This is a genomic window from Rhodobacter ferrooxidans (genome assembly GCF_000176015.1).
Lineage (GTDB): Bacteria > Pseudomonadota > Alphaproteobacteria > Rhodobacterales > Rhodobacteraceae > Pseudorhodobacter_B > Pseudorhodobacter_B ferrooxidans.
In genome coordinates, this window is sequence record NZ_ACYY01000012.1 from 1 (window position 1) to 17735 (window position 17735).

Sequence of the window (17735 nt, forward strand, 5' to 3'; positions counted from 1 at the left end):
AAGCTCACGAAAGACGAAGCCCCGGGAAAAATTCTGGAGGAGATGTCCGATTGGCGTCCCCTCGAGAGCATATACGAGTGACAGGCAATCGAGCGGCTCATGAAAGACAACAAAGACGTAGACAAGTTCTACACCCCTGAAGACGCCACAGAGGCAATTCGAAACCTGTCAGCCGAGCAGAAGCGGAGGCTTGAACGTGCGGCCAGAAGGCGCGCTTGGTTCTCAGGAGACCACAAGGGCCTCTTGCATGAAGCCATCGCAAGCACAGCAATTGGAAGGAGACGGTGGAACCGCTCCGTCGATGTTGTGCGTCACCTGGACCAAGCGATGCGCAGCATGACTTGGAACGCCGCGAAGCGCAAAGAGATTGCCTCTGACAACCTCGAAGAAACATCGACACGGGGGGCATGGCAGGACGAGGAGCTGTCAACCGAAGCGGCCCTTGAGGCTCGCGAAAGCCGCGAGGAACAACGCGCGAAAGCCATCGAACTCTGCGGTGACGATTGGGAAGTGCAACTTCTCGTAGAAGGCCTGCTCAACGACAGCACGCCGGAAGAGCTGGTTGAACTCTTCGGAGACAAGACCTCATATGAAACGGTCCGAAAACGAATGAATCGAAAAATCAAGAACTACCGGGCCCAGGGTGATAACCGATGACGAAAAAGAAGGACCCTGGAGTGACCCGTCTCGAAGACGAGATGGTGGAAGATGTTTTCGCCATGAGCGACGCTGAGATCGAGGCGGAGCTGCGGGAAGATGGCGTCAATATCGACACGTTCGACAAGGAAATGGACGAACTTTTCGCGTCCGCCCTCGCCGAGGGCGGGCAACGGCGCCTGCAGGAAGCCCGCAAGGCGGTCGACCTGCATCATGAGCGCCAGAAGCGAAAAGAGCAGCAGAAGTCCCAGGACGAGCTTCGTGCGAAGATTGCTGCAATTGTGTCGGGAAATCCCGACCTGACGATGGCCGCCCGCAACTTCGAGAAGGAACATGACGGCGATCTGGAGGGGGTCCTTGAGGACCTGCAGGAGCTCACGGGTGACGATTGGGATGGCGATGAGTGATGCGCAACATCCGTGATCCGGAAGAGTTGTTGAAGGAGTTCGGCATCTCACGCCCCGACCAGATCGATCTCGAGGCCATCGCCTGGACGCAGAACGCACGTGTTCAATACCGTCATCTGCACGGGTGCGAGGCCCGGATCATTGGTGCAGGAAACCGTGCAATGATCTCCCTGAAACCGGATGGGAACCCGCGCCGGAGGCGTTTCTCGCTTGCCCATGAGATCGGCCATTGGCAGTGCCATCGCGGGCAGACCCTAATGTGCCAGGCTGACGATATCGAGACGGGCAGCACAATCGGAAGACTTCCAGAGCGCGCGGCCGATCGCTTCGCTGCTCAACTTCTTATGCCCGAGTTCCTGATCCGGGAGAGCCTTCGTGGCTACGGCAATCGTTTCGACATGGGAACAATTAAAGCCATGGCGGAAGATTTTGACATGAGCCTAACAGCCGCCGCGATCAGGTTGGTCGAGCGCAACACCGTACCGAGCTTCTTGATCTGTCATACGTCGAAGGGACGAAAGTGGTTCACGCGATCCCCGAAAGTCGACCACCAATGGTTTCCAATGGATCACTTAGACAAGGACAGCCTAGCGTTCGACGTCCTGTTTGGTAGAGGGCCCGACGACAGAATGCTGCGCGCGAGCGGGGCAGATGCCTGGTTCGACAAGCCGTGGGCACACGAGATACCCATCAAGGAGCAAACCGTGCGTATTTACGACGATGAAGTGTTGACACTCTTGGTCGTGCAGGATGAGCGCATGCTGGCGAATTGACTTCGGCAGCTGCTGACTGAGCGAGCGATGAGGTCAGATGATCTAGTCGTCTTCCAGCTCCCCCTTCTCTCTGCTATCCATGCTGTAGTTCAACCGAAGCGCTGACGAAAATCTAGAATAATCGGAGCTCACGGCCGGTGCTTTCTCGGCCTTTTCACGCGTGGACGTTTTGGTGCATCATGCAAAATGGTAGCTTGATGCCGAAAGAGTTGGCAGCCGACAATACGAAGCCTGGATTGCAGGTATGGGAGGCAAATAAATGCTTTCATCTCCTAACCATGATCGGCCAACGTGGGCAAATTCTGCAGCGCAACTCGTCGAAATGGACGTTCGCGGCATATCATTGCCCTACATGGGGCTTATCCCAAGCTCAATCTGACATCGGTTCGAGCGTGACTTTCGCGGCCACGATAGCTATAACCACTTCATGTATGGCGATTGAGAAGATATGGTAAGCTGCGTGCCTTCCAAGGCTACATATTGCACAAAATATAGGATGCAGAGTCCTTGGAACCAACTTTTTCGAGCAAACTCATGAGGGACTTGGCGACAGAACCCGAGAAAGCTTACCGCCATCTCGGGAGTGAAAGCGGCCAGGCTTTCATCAGTTTGGTCGCAGACTTCCGAGCAGCCTTTTTCGCGGGTGATGTACCGATGGGCCCAAGATCGGCAACGAGAAACGGTGACAGCTTCGAGCTGGACTGGTTTGTCTCCTCTGGCTGCACACTGAAAACGGTGATAACTGCCTCTGGCAGACGGGACGACGCGTGGAAAGACGCTCATCGAATCCATTTGGAGACTATTATGATTGGCGGGGAGGTACTGGCTTGATGTTTGAACCGAACTGGGCTTCTCCACCGGGTGACACAATCTCGCGGCTGGCGGCAGCCGCCAGCGTTCCGATATACGAATTGGCGGCGCGCATCGGGTTCGAAGAAGATGTGTTTGCTGGAATCATGGACGGACGTGTCCAGATCTGTTCCGAGATCGCGGTTGCATTATCATCGGAACTAGGCGCATCGAGCCAGTTCTGGACCGCACGTTACAACCAATTTGTTGCAGATAAGGCGCGAATTTCCAGTTCTGCGCCTGACCAATCGTTGTCCACTTGGGGGCAGACGTTTCCAATTAGAGCGCTGCGCGAGCTCGGTTGGCTACCAAAGGGCTCTCGCGGCGAACGTCTCTCCGACGATGTACTCCGCTTTTTCGGCTGCGATAGTATCACCAACTGGAATGAACGATACTCCTCCGGGATTGGCCAAGTTGCATTTCGAACGTCGTTTGCCTTTGAAAGCGACGAGATGGCGACGTTAGCTTGGCTTCGAGTCGGCGAGATGCAATGCGAGAACTTATCTCTTGCGAGGTTTTCCGCGAGCAATTTCAAGAAGCGTCTGCCTGAGCTAAAGAAACTTAGTGCACTCAAGCGCCCCGAGTTATTCTTCCCAAAATTACAGCAAGCGTGCGCTGAAAATGGCGTTGGTCTGGTAAGTTCGAAAGCCCCAAGTGGATGTCGCGCAAGCGGTGCAACCTGGACAAACACAAAGGGCAACCCGATTATTTTGCTCAGCTTTCGCTACTTGAGTGAAGACCATTTTTGGTTCACTTTTTTCCATGAGGCAGCGCACGTTGTTTTGCACGGTACCGACCATATTTCGGTGGATGGTGCCGATCCGTCACCACTAGGTGCATCAGTATTTGAGGAAGAAGCCGATGCGTTCGCGCAAAACGCGCTTGTCCCATCTGACCTCAGGGAAGAGATGTTGAACGGCTTCCCAACCCGCCCATTTGCCCGTAAGATCGCGCGTGGAGCAGGCGTCACACCTGGCATTATTGTCGGGCAACTTCAAAGAGCTGGAGTTCTGCAGCCACAACAGCTCAACGATTTAAAGCGCCGCTACAAATGGGAGGGGAGTACTACACTACCAGTCCTTTTTCAGCCGCGGAAATACTCGTAGACATCAGGACTCTTTTGCCAGTTGCAAAGGCTGTCCTCGATCACCTGTTTTCCCACACCGAAAACCTCATCCAAGGCATCAATGCGAGACTCCAAAGCTCTGCCTGTTATGTGGTGTTCGCGATCGCCAAAAAACAACAGCCGCGCCCCAGCGAGCGGTCCTGTTGCTTTGTCCAAGTAAACGCTGCCTGGTGTAATCGGAGCGAGCTGAAGTTTGCCAAGCATTGTGAGAAAATCGAACCTACCTAGACGCCCCCCACCGAAACCAAATACTCCCTTCATGGAATTGTAGAGAGCATCGAAAGCCGCTCGCGGCTCTTGCCCAACACTCGCGTGTGTAGCGATCATTCTTTCACGAAAGCCGCCGAACTCCGTCTGCCACGCATAGTACGTACGAAACGTCTTTGCTATCGCTTGAGGCTTCTTACTTTGGAATTTCCGATGATTGGAAAAACTACCGGAGACATTGGCGTCTGCCAATCTGCCCGAGTTCGCGGTCAACATACTCTCAAATGCATTTGGATCGGCACTATAGTGGGTGAATGTCCAAACAGGTCCCGCGCCAAATGTACCATAGACATTCCCCGCTAGCTTCCATTCATCTGCTGCGTGTTTTCCGAAGTGGGTCAAGATGAATGTTAGCCAAACCGCTTCGTCGAGTTGCCCGTGTCGTTGAAGGTGAAGGGCGCCTCTTACCGGGTCGAAAATACCCGAATGTGGATCACACCGAGCCGGGTCCACGCCGCGCATCAGCAAAGTATCAGTATATGAAATTCGACGAAGGCTGGACACGATCTGATGCGCCCAGCAAAGCCTCCGTTGTGCAGTCGCGATCCCAGAAAGGGGACCAAACTGCGCGTCAACTTGCCCTATTCTTCCTAGAAATTCGTTGACTCGGTCTTTATGTATGCCAACCATGCTTTTCTGCCTCAGCCTACGTGCTCAAAAAGATCTCTAACGGGTGCTTGCTTTCTTTCAAGCCTGCCGAGGATGTAAAGCCGATAAATCGGTGAAATCTCCTTCATTATCTTCGCAACCCTACGCAACTCGGGCCTCTCGGCTCTAAGATCATCACCGCGCTTCCGCATCTCCTCAAAAATCTTATGAATTCGAAAAAGTTCAATAAAGTCGAGCCAGTAAGGGTCGAGATTTGTTGGCGCTGTGTGGTCGATATTTCCGGTTCGGATCTGGTGTTCGGCGATTTTCACTTGCTCTATGCTCTTCCACGGATTTCCTAAAGGCATCTCAGGCATTGGTGAATAATCGTGAAACCCTTCCCGATAATATGCTTCGGCGCCGGATGTGGAGAGGTTCGCGGGTCGCCCCTTAGTTGCGGCGCTGTCATGGTACAGATGTAGACTAGTCACGGAATGGCTATATCTGCCCAATCCAAGGCCCAATTCTCGAGCCGCTATCTCCTGTAGCATTGTAAACGTGAAAACATCATGCGGAAGCCCAAAGAATGCGTCGTTGGAACGCATGTGCGTGTGCATCAACAGTTGACCGTTTCTTATCGCAAATTGAATAGTGCAGGTGCAGGGCTTGTCACCGTTTTTCGGTTTTGCATCCGAGTTGTCATAAATCTGAACAAGCGCGTTTCTTGACCCTTCGCGTTCACGCAAAGTACGGATCACCCGATCCCATTCACTTGCTCCGTCGCGTTTTGCGAGCGCTTCCTTCCCGAAAATTCGCGGCCCATAGGCCCCGTTCGCCGTGACCTCATCCTTGATCAGCTTTGGGTAGTTTGGGATATAATGCTTGATGAACTCGACGCGATCACTCCCCGATAAGTACCAAAAAAGTTCTCCAAGTGGGCTGAAGGCTTTGGCTTTGGAGAACGATCGGCTAAGGCGCGCCCGAGGGTTCTTCAGCTCCAAAAGTGCACCGAAGACCTCTGTGCTCTTTCCCTTGCTGGAGTCGACCACAAAATTCCCACGCCCGGTGAGCAGCTGCTTGAAAACAACTCTCATGAGGTCGTCTAGGCTGTCCTCGCTCGCATGAAACACTGTTCATCAACCTCGTTCTCTGGTTGAATTTCGGCCTTCTCGGGCGAAAGTTCAAGGCGCCTAAGCCAAATCCCTTGTCTCCTGATACGAATAAATAGCTGGCTCGCGGCGTGGGTGGTAGGTCGAGGTCGAATTCAGGGTTGACTTAGTGACTTTCAGCAAATTGTGAGATTTCATGTTCAAGAAGTTCATTCTTTCTAGGAAAGTCTGTCCCTTGCAGAGGTATAAGGTCCACTTTCCTACGGCCGCATATATCACCGCTGCCAGTCCTTTTCCGCTTGGGAGACAACTCTGTCTGACAAGTTTCGCTCGGCTTGTTTTGCCTCTTTCAGCGTCAGCCCGAACGCCACATGCGACTTGGCTGCAGACACAACCGACCGCGCAATCCACTTCCGCTGGTCCGCATCCGCGAAATCCCCTGCCAGTGCATCCGTCTGCCCGCTGGCAAGTTCCGCCACAACCCCTTTGCCATACCGCTGACGCAGCTCGTCGGCGAACCGCTCAGCATGGGCATCACCCCGGAACTCAACTTTGCCATCCGCCCGCATGATGCGGCCCATCGATCCGAGGGTGCGCAGCAATCGATCATTTTCGGGAACGACCTCATGCGCCCGGGTATGCTTGATCAGTTTGGCCGCCGTTTCATAGAAACCTTCAAGATCATTGACGACCTTCCGACTCTGCTCCGGATTGCGAAGATCGGTGAGCCGCCGCCCAGACAGGACCAGCAAGTCACCGCGCACCCAGTCGCGTTCTTTCCAAGCATTGGCGGCACCCGTTTCCAATCGCTCAGCCATACGATCACCGCTGAGACCCAGGGCCACAGCTTTGCCGACGATATCGTTCTTGAGCCGGTCGGCAACACCTGGCTGCAAATCAACGGCCTCCCTGCCCTGTGTCAGCCGGTCACCCTCAAGACCCGTCGCGTAAAGCTTGGTCTGCGGCAGCATCTGCAAGAGCTGCGCGCCGCGGGCGTCGCCCAACCCTTTGGCGATGTCGATGGCATAGCCATAAAGCTCGTCCCGCATTTCCTTGCGCTCGGCGACGGGCAACTTCCGGATCTTGCCCTCCGCCTGTGCCATCCATCCGCTGAAATGCCGGTCCAGATCGGCCCGCTCAACTGTGGCCACATCACCCGGAAACGGCTGCAGCACCCCGCCCCGCCGCAAGGCTTCTTCCGCTTTAGCGATCTTCTCACCAATCTCCGGCAGGCCCGTGAGCGCCGCCACATGCTGCAGACTGCGCATGGCATCCGCCGTGCGCGTCATCGTCGCCAGAGCATCCTCCAGCGCCTTGCCCTCACGCGGCCGTTCTTCCGGTGCCCGGCCCTCGACCCGCGCCCGCTCGATCTCTGCCCGCGACGGCCCATAGGTCAGCAACCCACGCTCGGCGCGCGAAGTGGCATCCAGAAACACGCCCTCCTCGGCCGCGATCGCCACCATGCGCTCCTTCATAACCTCCAGATTGAAGACATGTTCCTTGGCCATGAAGAACCAGCTGTCGTTCACCGTGCCCCGGTTGTTGATGACCATGTGGACATGCGGATGCGCCTTGTCGGTGTGCAGGGCCGCGACATAGGACCAGACATCGTCCTGATGCTCGCCCGACTGGAACATCTCGAAGGCCCAGGCCTCGGCGATCAGCTTCGCTTTCTCCGGCCGCACATGGGACGGGAAGCTCATCAGCAGATGGGTGGTGTGGCCGTTCTTCGGTGATCCGCGCCAGTCCTCGACCCAGTCGCTGACGATGTCGTTGCGCTCATCCTTAGTCAGTCCCTTGGCGTCGGCATCCAGCACGACCCCGTTGCCGAAGATCGAGGCTGACTTCGAGAACAGATAATCCATCTGGGCGGCCAGTTCCTTGGCGTTCGCCGTCCCGCCCTTGCCGATCTTCTTCAGAACCGCCGCGCTTGAGCCCAGCGAAAACCGCCACATCTGGCTGGCCCGGGTCGAGAAACTGAACCCGCGCTTGGGCGAGGACGAGCCGCCCGCCTTCACCCTGCCCTGCTGCGGCCGCAGGAAGTTGATCTCCCCAAGAACGGCCTCTGCAACCCCGATGGGACGCGACCCAAGCTTAACCATGGCGCGCGCCCTCCTGGCTTTCTGCAAACTTGCGGAAAAGCGCCACGCCCTGCCGCCGACGTTCGGCGATAATCTGGCTCAGCGCCTTCGCCACCATTGGCAGGGACCGCCGCAATTCATCCACCGAAGCCCATTGCGCCTTGACCATCGGTGCTCTGCCGCGGTTCGCCGCCAGGGCGATCTGGTTCACGTTGGTGCCGATCTTGCCCAACTCGTAACGGATTTCTTCCAGCTTGGCGCTGTCCTCCCGGCTGAACTCGAGGAAACCTGACGCCATCCGCACCACCGATCGCACGCCGTCCGACCGGGATTTCGCACCAAGCTGGGTGCAGAGCGCATCGAAGGCATGAAGTTCTTCGGCAGGCAGGCGACAGCTCACGACCTGGCCCTTGTCCTCCGACCGAGGCCGACCTCGCCCACCGACTTGCTGTGCTGCAGAATCAGAAACTTCATTGCCAGTTTGGTCAGAAACACTGGATTGCGACTTAAGTCTCGTTTTGCGTGTTTCTGATTTTACCGCCAACTTCTGCCACCGATTATTTGTAGACACATCGCATTTCCTGCCACTCTTCCTATCCCTTCCCTCACCTCCCTTTCAAGTGCAATCTAGGCGCGATTTATGCTCTTGCAGATTGTGCTGACCTTGGGTAACTCCCCCGCCACCGAATGCGTTTCGCTGATCGCGCAACACACAAGGTGAGACAGGTAACGCGCACCCCCAGCCAGGAGGCCAGAGGCGCATTTTCCTTGAGAGTATGGGCCTAAAGCCTTGTTTTGTTTACCGTGCGGAGCCTGTCGTTCAGTGTTCAGGTTCCGGAGAAAGGAAGTGTGGGATGCGTCTTGTAGCATCAGGGATGTGTGTTCGGGGTTCCGCCTTGTGATACACGCATTGCGCGATCAGATAAAAGAGATACGCATCCAGTAATCAGACAAATGATTAAAGAGATACGCCTTGCGCAATAAGATTTGCGCGAGCCGGTTTCTGATATCCGCAGTGTGCGTTCAGATTAAAGCGATGTGAGTTAAGATAAAAGATTTACGCGATCCGCATTGTGAGAAACGCGATCGGCGAAGTGAGGAAGGTGGTATGGGTTACGGAATACGCGTTGTGCTGGTGATGAACCGCAAGGGGGGATCGGGCAAGAGCACCGTCTGCCGCGCCTTGGCTTCTGCTGCGGCTGCAAAAGGCGAGACGGTGACGATCTTCGACACCGATGCTTCAAAGTCCTGCCTCAAGTGGATGCAGGCGGGAAAGGAGGCAGGCAACTGGTCTTCCTTGGTTGAAGTGATCCACACGCTTGATGCACACCGGGTGGCAGAAGCCATAGGGCAGATCTACGAGCAGCCCGATCAAGAGCATCTCATCCTGATCGACACCTTCGGCGGCGGATCTGAAGCACAGGACGTTCTGGCGGTCGCAGCGCACCGGATCATCTGCCCGATGATGTTGTCGCGCGGTGATCTCAGCGAAACGATGGAAACGGCCAACTGGTATTTGAAGCTGCGTGCCCGCGTGGAAAAGCCCGACGAGCTTGCAGGGTTTTCTGTGTTGCTCAACCGGGTGCCTGTGCGGGTGTCAGAGACCGAGCGGGCGGTGGCTGAAGAGCTGTTCAAGTCCTTGCCAGCCCTTGAGATCTATCTCGGTAGCCGCGCCGCTTATGTTCGAATGGACAAAGAAGGGCTTCTCGGGGTGATCGCGGACAAGACGCCAAACCGGGCGCTTGCAGCGCATGTCCAAAGTGCCGTGAAGGAGGCAGGGGACCTTCTGGAGGAAATCGACCAGCTGATCCTCTATCCGGCGGAGATAGCATGATGGCGCAGCGTAAGGACATGATGCGGATCATCCGCCAGGACGCCGGGTTTTCGGCCAAGTTGGGGTTTGGCGGGAAGGTGGGCGAAAGTGATTTGGTTGATCGGCCAATCCCGGTTCAGCCGACGTCAGCCGATGAATTGACCGAGACAGAACCTTCGCCACCCGCGATTGCAGTAGCGGCGGCGGCGATGCCAGGTGGCGACGCAGGCGAGGTCAGCATCAGACCCTTTGGGTCCAAAGAAGAGTCCCGGGACGAGAAGAAGGTTTTCAATGCCCAGAGGGCTTCGGATGCGATGGCGGCTGGTCTTGCAACTGGGTCAGCTGTGCGCGGGCAGGTTGTCCATGTCTCATTGTCGCTGACCACCCGTCAGGCGCGGCTGGCAGAAGAGTGGGCCACGGCTGCACGTTGTACCGTCCAGTTTTTGATCCGTCGCGTTGCCCAGGGTCTGCGCGATCAGGTCTTCGACGATTGGGAACGTGATGGGATGCCGGAGGTCGAAGAGTCCCGCGGCGCACGCGGCAAGCACCCAACCAGCGTGACCTTGACCCTACGGCCGCAGTTCGCGGCTCACCTCGCGAAAATTCATGACCCGCTTAGAATCCTTGGATTGGCACGCGCCATGGGTCCTGCCTACCGCGCGCGGTTCCAGGACGCCTTCGACGACGCCCTGGCCAAGGCGAAAATTCAGACAACAAACGAGGGAGACGAACAATGACCAGCACAGAAGACCCTGCCCTCGCGCGCACCATCCCGCCGTCTGAATTCGACATTGGCACGCCCGTCGAATGGATGGTCGATCCGGATCAGCGCGAGAAAATCCTCGGGGTGACCTATGAGTTCAGCCAAACCGGCGAGCGCAAGACCGTTTGGTACACGCCCAACAAGCGGCGGGCAAAGAAGGCATTGGTCTTGTCTGAGTTGACCCAGGCCTGATTAAGTTTGGCGCGGCGCGGCTTGGCCGCCACCTGTTTCCGAGCTGGCTTTCGCGCCAGCTCGCTGGGGCAACGAAGAGACCCGGCGACTCGCGCCACCGGGTCTGATCTGCGGGGTCTCAGCCCGCGAACTGATCCTCGCGGTCAACCAGTTCGGGGTCTTCGCCTTCACCTGCCTTTGGGCGGCTCAGGAAGTCGACCTTTTCCGCGATGATCTCGCAGCCGTAGCGGTCGACCCCGGCGGCATCGGTCCACTTGGTGTAGTGGATGCGTCCGTGGACCATCACCTTCATGCCCTTTTCGCAGTTGTCGGCGACCGTCTTGCCGAGACCGTTGAAGCAGGTGATGCGGTGCCATTCGGTGTCCATCACGCGGTAGCCGTTCTCGTCGCGCTGGACCCGACCTTCGGACAGGCGCGGACGCGAGGTGGCGAGGGTGAAGTTGGTGATCTTGGTGCCGCCTTGCGTGGTGCGGACTTCCGGGGACTGACCGATGTTGCCGGCGAGGATGACGATGTTCTGCATGTGAAGCTCCTGTATCTGGCTGAAGGGACCATCCCTTCGACAAGACCCGAATGAAGCCTGTCGGTTGAGGCTTGCACGGTGGCCCTTCCGCCACCGGAAACCCCCGAGGGGCCGGGGTGGTGCGGGCAGGGAGCGGCACGCGACCAACACGGCCCGGACCTGAGCGGGGTTGCGAGCCAGAGGCCGAACAGGCTTAGGGGATTGTCCGTCGAAGGGAGGTGCCTGAGCCGGGATCACGGAAAGCGGCAGGGCAGAACCGCTCAAACGAGCAAATGGCAGTGTCAGGCCCGGGAAGAAAGAACCCGGAAAGAGGGGGGTGCCTAGTTAGCAACAGCGCACTAGATTGCCGCAACCGTTTCGTCGAAAGGGGGTTTGCACGATCAGAATAGCAACGCGGGGGACAGACCGAATGTGACGCCGCCCTGCGGATGTCGCAAGCATGTGTCGCCATCTGCGACCTGAAGGTCATGATAGCAATGCCGGTCTCGGATCGCCTTGCTACCAAGTGCCGACGCCCCGGCTGTGCCCGCAAGGGTTGAAAAGAATGTTTGGGCGAAAGAATGATACAGCTCCCCAGCCGGAAAGGCGGTGATGCGTTCTGACACACCGATTGAGCCGCTGGAACAAATCGAAACGCTAGGCACCGTCAGAGCAAAAACTTGACGCGAGGTGTCAGGGTCGTGGAGTTGTTGACCGATAGGGCTCGGCAATCGCTCAGGCCCAAAGCGATGATCTCGATCGCTCCAGCCCAAAACCTTCGATGAGCTATAGAAACCAGTTCTATCGCTCATGGCAAGGAACGCGAAAAACCTCGCCTACCCAGGTTGAAGGGCAATCTGTCAGCGTTCGAAGCAATTTCAGATCGCCATAGAACGCTTTGGGCCGCCCGGGGCCGCCCGTCAGCGAACGTAACCTTTCCGCTCCTTGGCTCGCGCAAGTTTCATCAGGGCGTTGACGGCCTGCCCTTCGTCAGAGTGGGTTTCGACCAGCATCTGCCCACGCGATCCGATCCGCCCCCATTCTCGCACCAGACTGGACTTATCAAAGAGATCGCTCTCAATTGCCATCCGATAGTAGCGCCGCATGTTGCGCGCAGGGTCAAGCCGCCGCAAATGCAGCAAGCGAGGAAACACTTCGAACTGGTCAGAAGATGCAGACATTTCTACCGGGCAGTAAGGTATCCAGAATCTAACAGGCAGGACGCTTCACAGAAAGCAGAGAAAACCCTTCAGGGTTCACAAAGCTTCGCATCATCAAGTGTGGTGGCGTAGAGCAGACAGGTTTCCATGTCGGCTAAGGTAGCCTCCAATCGGTCGTAGTCGGATTTCAGCGCCCGGGCTGCGGTGATCGTTTCGTCAAATTCTGTGGCCAGCTCTTTGTGCTTCTTGAGCAGGCCATTGTACTCATCAACCAACGTGTTGTTTTCACCGAGCAGCTTGTCATAGGCTGCGGCGCATTCGGTCACGTTGGATTTGCATGTGAAGCCTTCGTAGTCGCATTGGTACTTGTCGAAACAGGCTGCGTTCTGGTCGACGCACATGCCGCTGCTCGAGCAGACCGTATCGCCAAATCCAAGGCATGCTCCCCGGTCACCGTATGAACAGCTGAACCCCTGCTGTGCACTGACGCCGGTCGGGATCAAGACAAGGGCGATCAACAGCCTTAGGATCTTCATGCCATCACATCCAGCTTCGGCAGGCCGCGCACGATTTCCATGGTTCGCAGGCTCACGGTGATGACGCGTTGGAACAGTTCCAGCGGGTAGGCGGGGTTGGTCATCGTCTCGATGGCATAGCGGTTGGCGTCGTTTTCGATGCCGCTGTCCTTGTCGGTCTTGACCACCTGGCGTTCCATCACCCACTCCAGTGCGGGCTTGCCGTTCACGACGTAGTCGTAGGCGTCCAAGGGCACGTCCTGCATGGTGATGTTGGCGTTGTAGATGACGGTGGTCTTGTCCTTTTCCTTGCCCGCCTTGCCGAAGGCCCATTTCGTGACGCGGTAGAAGGCCTCGGGGTTCTTGATGTCGGCTAGGCGCAGGTCGCCTTGTTTGATCGTGACCGGGTAGGGTTCGACCGTTTCATAGTTCACATGCAGATCGCCGAGTTCACGGCCAGCGCGGCTGAAGGCCCAGAAGTCGGCGGCGGTTTTCACGCGGGGGATGCGGGGCAGTTCCTTCGACAGGTTGTCGGCATACTTCGCGCGGTAATCCTCAGAATGCAGCAGTCCGTAGACATAATAAAACAGGTCTTCCTTGGTGATCGTCTCGCCAGCGTATGCGTCCTGAAAGTGCTTCAAGCCAGCGTCGGTGATGCCGTCGATAGAATTGCCGGTCGGCTCCGCGGAGAACAGGTCCACCTCTTCGTCGTCCGCATCGACTTGCGCAAAATACAGTTTCAGCGGGAAGCATTGTATCCCACCATCACTGTGGATGTCCGCGATTGCATCAGTCATCAATGCAAGATGCCCGTCACCGTTCCATCGCTGCTTAACCATTATGTGAAGATTCGATGAAGTGCTGCCCGGGAATATCTGGGGCATGAGGTAACGATTTTCGTTCATCATCGGGTCGTAGTACAGCCATGTCTTCGTAAATGGCCGATGGATAGCTTTTGCAAGGGCGTCTTTAGAAAACTCAGTCGGTTTTCCCCGAACTGCGTTCAATCTCAAAACCCATGACCAGCTTATATCGAGAAGAGAGATTGGAAGGTTATCTGTGGTTTTCTCGGTGCCGGAGAAATCTTTTTGCTGCGCAACACTATTGTAGAAGTCGATGGTCTTTCGCATGTTATTGGCGAGGTCATGCTTGGAAAAATTATAGCACCAAGAGTCCCGATTGGTTTTGAGCCCGCTTGAGTATGACTTGAAAACCGCCTGCTGTTCCTTATTCTTCTTGTCACCGAACGTGATGAACTCTCCAAAGCCGCTATCCCTTTGGCTCAGCCAATCGTTGTGCTCATTGGGTCTTATGCACTTCCAACCATCCGCCGCTGCGACACCTTGGATGCTGCCGAAATCTCGGACAATCGACAGCTTCTGCTTTTGGTCCAAATAGTCGCCAATATCATGGAAGTAGATGTTCCCACGTTCAGCTCGTTTCTCACTTTTGACAAAAACGCTTATCGCAATCGGCGCTCGACTGCCCGAACCGAATATCTTCCCGCCTTCGCGGCGCGATTGTTCACCGCTTGTTCTTTGGTTTCCGCGCAGGTGGAAAATATAGAGGTCGGTGAACTCCTCTGCCAGGCAAGCCCGCAATCCATCTGCAGCCTTTCCTTCCACCCAACCTGCGTTCGTAACATACGCCAGCACACCTTCGGACCCAATTCGGTCCGAAGCCCATCTGATCGCACGAATGTAGCTGTCATAAAGACTGCGCGGGTTTCCTGTGGAGCGTGCGGCATAGGTTTGTTGAATGCGGTTATCAAGGCCGGTATATCGAACGTTAGCTGCTTCGTCATTGTCGCTGCCTTGCCCTGCGGAGTAGGGCGGATTGCCAATGATGACCCGAATATCCGTCGCCTTCTGCCGCTTCCGCCGCTCCGAGTTGTCGGGCATGTAATGCGAGATCAGGTCGTCGCTTTCATACATCTGGAAGGTGTCGGTCAGGCAGATGCCCTCGAACGGCACATACTCGCCGCCCTGCAGCCCATGATAGACCGCCTCGATGTTGATCGCGGCGATGTAATAGGCCAGCAGAACGATCTCATTCGCGTGGATTTCGTGGCGGAACTTGTGTTCCATCTCTTCGGGCGCGATCAGGCCGGATTGCAGCAGCCGGGTGATGAAGGTGCCGGTGCCGGTGAAGGGGTCGATGATGTGGACGCCAGGCGAGCCGAGGGTCTGGCCGAATTCGGACTGCAGCACCTCGTTCACCGAATGGATGATGAAATCCACGATCTCGACCGGCGTGTAGACGATGCCCAGCTTTTCGGTTGTGCGCGGGAAGGCGCGGCGGAAGAACTTGTCGTAAAGCTCGACGATCAGTTTCTGCTTGGCCTGGGGGTCGGTGATGCCCTGTGACCGCAGCTTGACGCTGGCGTAGAACTTTTCGAGGTCGCGGGATTCCTTGTCGAGGTTGGCCTCGTTCAGCACATCCAGCACGCGCTGCATGGCGCGGGAGACCGGGTTTTCGGCGGTGAACTTGTGGCCTTCGAACAAGGTCTCGAACACGGGCCTGGTGATGATGTGCTGCGCCAGCATCTCGATGGCGTCGCCTTCGGAAATGGTGTCGTTCAGATCATCACGCAGTTCGCCAAGGAAGGCATCGAAGGCGCGGCGTGCTTCGGTGTCGGGGTCTTTCAGCAGGGCGGTCAGCCGGGTGATGTGGTTCTTGGCGATTTCGGCGATGGAGGCCGACCAATCCTCCCAATAATCGCGGGTGCCACATTTCTTGACGATCTTGGCCATGATGGCGCGGGAGAATTCGTCGATCGAGAAGGTCATCTCGGTCTGGGTGGGTTCGGGGCCTTCGATCACGTCATCGCCTGGTCCGCCGCTGCCCAACCCGATGCCGGAACTGGCGGCCTTGGTCTTGTTCGGCAGCTTCTGGACGACAGCGGTGACCGAGCGCAGTTCTTCGGAGTCTGCGTTGATGCCGACAATCTCGACTTTGTCCGAGATATCTTGGCCGAGGGAGGCCTTGTTGATCGTGCTGTCGAAGCGTTCGTCATGGGCGCGCAGGGCGTTCAGGATTTGCCAAACGACGCGGTAGCGTTCATTGTCGGCCAGCGCCTGTTCGGGCGGAACCCCGGCAGGGACGCCCACGGGCAGGATGACATAGCCCATCTTCTTTCCGTCAGCGCGGCGCATGACGCGGCCGACCGACTGGACGACGTCGATCTGGCTCTTGCGTGGATGCAAGAACATGATGGCATCGAGGGCGGGAACATCGACGCCCTCGGACAGACAGCGGGCGTTGGTCAGGATGCGGCAGACATTGTCGCCCGCATCAGCCTTCAGCCAATCCAGCAGTGCGCCGCGCGTTTTGGCGTTGAATGTGCCGTCGACGTGTTCGATCTGGCACTGGAGGTGGTCAGAGGGGGTGTCGTCGTCGATCAGGCTGTCCTGCCCGAGGTATTCATCGACCACGGCTGTGAATTCGTCGCGGATTAGCTTGGAACTGCGGATGTCCTTGGCGAAGGCCAGCGCGCGGCGCATCGGGTGGGGATCGGTCGAGACATCGGCCTTCAGGTCGATCTTGGTCAGGGCCTTGTAGCAGCCAATGATCTTGGTGGCGTCGTCCAGAACCAGTTCGCTGCCCGCGTCGCCAAGGCGCTTTTGCACGGCCGCGCTGACCAGTCCCTCGTCCATCGCTAGCACGATGACCTTGTAGTCGGTCAGCAACCCGTTCTGCACGGCCCAGCCGAACCCGCGATAAAACAGTGTCTCGCCGAAAAGGGCCGGGTTATCCATCGAGGCCAGTTCGGCTCCGACCTCATCCGCCTTGCTGCGGACATTGTCGCCGAAAATCCGGGGCGTCGCCGTCATGTAGAGGCGCTTGCGTGCCTTCACATTGTCATTGCTGTGAATCTTGACGAAATTCGACTCTTCATCGCCGTCGAGTGTGGCACCTGTGGTGCGGTGCGCCTCATCGCAGATGATCAAGTCGAACTCGGGCAGCCCGGCTTCCTGCGCGCGGGTCAGTGTGACTATGGATTGGTAGGTCGAGAAGATGACGGTCATCCGCTCTGGATCGTCCTCGCCAGCTTTTTCGGCGACCTTGACCGGGTCAGTGGTGGCGGGAAACGCCAGGTCATGGATTTCGATTTCCGCAATGTCGTCCGTGCTTGTGCGGCGCTTGCCAACGTGGGCGTCGGAGCAGACAGCGAAGGCGCGGATCGGCGTTTCGGTGTCGTTCGTCCATTCGCGCACGGTCTGGGACATCAGTGCTAGCGACGGCACCATGAACAGAACGCGCTTGCCCTTTCCTGCGATGGCTTCGGCGATCTTCAGCGAGGTGAAGGTCTTCCCGGTGCCGCAGGCCATGATCATCTTGCCGCGGTCGGCCGCGGCGAGGCCCTTGCTGACGTCTGCCAGCGCATCCTTCTGATGGTCCAACAGGGACTTCTTGGCGCTTAGGACGATTTCGCCGCGCGCCTCGAAGATGGTCCAATCGATCCGACTTTCTCGCAAGTCGGTCAGGCCGATGCGCACAACCGGGATCACTTGATCACGGATCATTTCCTCGGCGTTTGTGCCCCATTCCTTTTCAGTCGTGTCGAGAACAACGCGCCTGCGGAAAGGCTCCTTGCCCGAGGCTGAGATGAAACTGTCGATGTGGATCTTCTGGATACGGGCATCCGCGGCGTAAAACTTTGCTTGAATGGCTGCGAACCCTGCCTCATTCCGCAGTTTTGCAACCAAGTCAATACCAACGTCTTTGCCGTCGCGGCCATTGGTTTTTGCCCAATCCGACCAAGTCCAGACCGCTTCATATTCTTCTGACTGAACAGGGTCATTCATGAAAAACACGAGGGCCAACCGTTCGAAATAGGTGCCCTTTTCACGCTCTGTAACTGCAGCGTCGCGGTAAGACTGTAAGATTCGGTCGATGGCAGTCATAAGCACCCCTGACTATGTATTTCATC

15 protein-coding genes are annotated in these 17735 nt (G+C 56.9%); 7 read left to right on the forward strand and 8 right to left on the reverse strand.

Annotation, left to right across the window (positions count from 1 at the left end; translation table 11 throughout):
• The first annotated feature begins 99 nt into the window (after positions 1 to 99).
• From RSW2DRAFT_RS09840 to RSW2DRAFT_RS17445, 4 genes are all read left to right on the forward strand, one after another.
• Positions 100 to 657 (forward strand): hypothetical protein, encoded by a 558-nt coding sequence (locus tag RSW2DRAFT_RS09840; protein WP_040671961.1) that lies wholly within the window; start codon positions 100 to 102, stop codon positions 655 to 657.
• On the forward strand, positions 654 to 1064 hold the full coding sequence (locus RSW2DRAFT_RS09845) for a hypothetical protein (RefSeq protein ID WP_008030491.1): 411 nt from the start codon (positions 654 to 656) through the stop codon (positions 1062 to 1064). The genes RSW2DRAFT_RS09840 and RSW2DRAFT_RS09845 overlap by 4 nt, the downstream gene beginning before the upstream one ends.
• Entirely contained in the window at positions 1064 to 1837 is a 774-nt protein-coding gene (locus RSW2DRAFT_RS09850; RefSeq protein WP_008030492.1) for an ImmA/IrrE family metallo-endopeptidase, read from the forward strand. Before RSW2DRAFT_RS09845 ends, RSW2DRAFT_RS09850 begins: the two co-directional genes overlap by 1 nt.
• A gap of 830 nt (positions 1838 to 2667) precedes the next feature.
• Positions 2668 to 3792: an ImmA/IrrE family metallo-endopeptidase gene (locus tag RSW2DRAFT_RS17445; RefSeq protein WP_008030493.1), complete on the forward strand. Its 1125-nt coding sequence runs from the start codon at positions 2668 to 2670 to the stop codon at positions 3790 to 3792.
• Here RSW2DRAFT_RS17445 and RSW2DRAFT_RS17175 read toward each other — a convergent pair.
• The 4 genes from RSW2DRAFT_RS17175 to mobC form a co-directional block, all read right to left on the reverse strand.
• Positions 3771 to 4709, reverse strand: coding sequence for an alpha-glutamyl/putrescinyl thymine pyrophosphorylase clade 3 protein (locus RSW2DRAFT_RS17175; RefSeq protein ID WP_008030494.1), 939 nt, complete (start codon positions 4707 to 4709; stop codon positions 3771 to 3773). The genes RSW2DRAFT_RS17445 and RSW2DRAFT_RS17175 overlap by 22 nt on opposite strands.
• An 11-nt stretch (positions 4710 to 4720) precedes the next feature.
• Positions 4721 to 5761, reverse strand: coding sequence for a thymidylate synthase (locus tag RSW2DRAFT_RS09865; RefSeq protein WP_156790689.1), 1041 nt, complete (start codon positions 5759 to 5761; stop codon positions 4721 to 4723).
• Positions 5762 to 6051: 290 nt separating this feature from the next.
• Positions 6052 to 7878, reverse strand: a complete 1827-nt coding sequence (locus RSW2DRAFT_RS09870) for a relaxase/mobilization nuclease domain-containing protein (protein WP_008030497.1) — start codon at positions 7876 to 7878, stop codon at positions 6052 to 6054.
• Positions 7871 to 8257, reverse strand: a complete 387-nt coding sequence (mobC, locus tag RSW2DRAFT_RS18300; RefSeq protein WP_040671969.1) for a plasmid mobilization relaxosome protein MobC — start codon at positions 8255 to 8257, stop codon at positions 7871 to 7873. Before mobC ends, RSW2DRAFT_RS09870 begins: the two co-directional genes overlap by 8 nt.
• Before the next feature lie 708 nt (positions 8258 to 8965).
• Between mobC and RSW2DRAFT_RS09880 the strand changes: the two genes are divergently transcribed.
• Genes RSW2DRAFT_RS09880 through RSW2DRAFT_RS09890 form a run of 3 tightly spaced genes read left to right on the forward strand, consistent with a single transcriptional unit; the run spans position 8966 to position 10625 of the window.
• A complete protein-coding gene (locus RSW2DRAFT_RS09880) occupies positions 8966 to 9691 on the forward strand; it encodes a nucleotide-binding protein (RefSeq protein WP_008030501.1) in 726 nt (241 codons plus the stop codon).
• On the forward strand, positions 9691 to 10407 hold the full coding sequence (locus RSW2DRAFT_RS09885; RefSeq protein ID WP_232209675.1) for a hypothetical protein: 717 nt from the start codon (positions 9691 to 9693) through the stop codon (positions 10405 to 10407). The genes RSW2DRAFT_RS09880 and RSW2DRAFT_RS09885 overlap by 1 nt, the downstream gene beginning before the upstream one ends.
• Positions 10404 to 10625 (forward strand): hypothetical protein, encoded by a 222-nt coding sequence (locus RSW2DRAFT_RS09890; protein ID WP_008030503.1) that lies wholly within the window; start codon positions 10404 to 10406, stop codon positions 10623 to 10625. The genes RSW2DRAFT_RS09885 and RSW2DRAFT_RS09890 overlap by 4 nt, the downstream gene beginning before the upstream one ends.
• Before the next feature lie 118 nt (positions 10626 to 10743).
• On the opposite strand, the gene RSW2DRAFT_RS09895 is transcribed toward RSW2DRAFT_RS09890, so the two are convergent.
• The 4 genes from RSW2DRAFT_RS09895 to RSW2DRAFT_RS09910 all read right to left on the reverse strand — a co-directional run bounded on the left by RSW2DRAFT_RS09895 (position 10744) and on the right by RSW2DRAFT_RS09910 (position 17709).
• Entirely contained in the window at positions 10744 to 11148 is a 405-nt protein-coding gene (locus tag RSW2DRAFT_RS09895) for a single-stranded DNA-binding protein (RefSeq protein WP_008030505.1), read from the reverse strand.
• Positions 11149 to 12047: 899 nt separating this feature from the next.
• Positions 12048 to 12308 (reverse strand): WGR domain-containing protein, encoded by a 261-nt coding sequence (locus tag RSW2DRAFT_RS09900; RefSeq protein WP_040671971.1) that lies wholly within the window; start codon positions 12306 to 12308, stop codon positions 12048 to 12050.
• 68 nt (positions 12309 to 12376) lie between these two features.
• On the reverse strand, positions 12377 to 12823 hold the full coding sequence (locus RSW2DRAFT_RS09905) for a hypothetical protein (protein ID WP_040671973.1): 447 nt from the start codon (positions 12821 to 12823) through the stop codon (positions 12377 to 12379).
• Positions 12820 to 17709, reverse strand: a complete 4890-nt coding sequence (locus RSW2DRAFT_RS09910) for a DEAD/DEAH box helicase (protein WP_008030510.1) — start codon at positions 17707 to 17709, stop codon at positions 12820 to 12822. The genes RSW2DRAFT_RS09905 and RSW2DRAFT_RS09910 overlap by 4 nt, the downstream gene beginning before the upstream one ends.
• Positions 17710 to 17735: the final 26 nt, after the last annotated feature.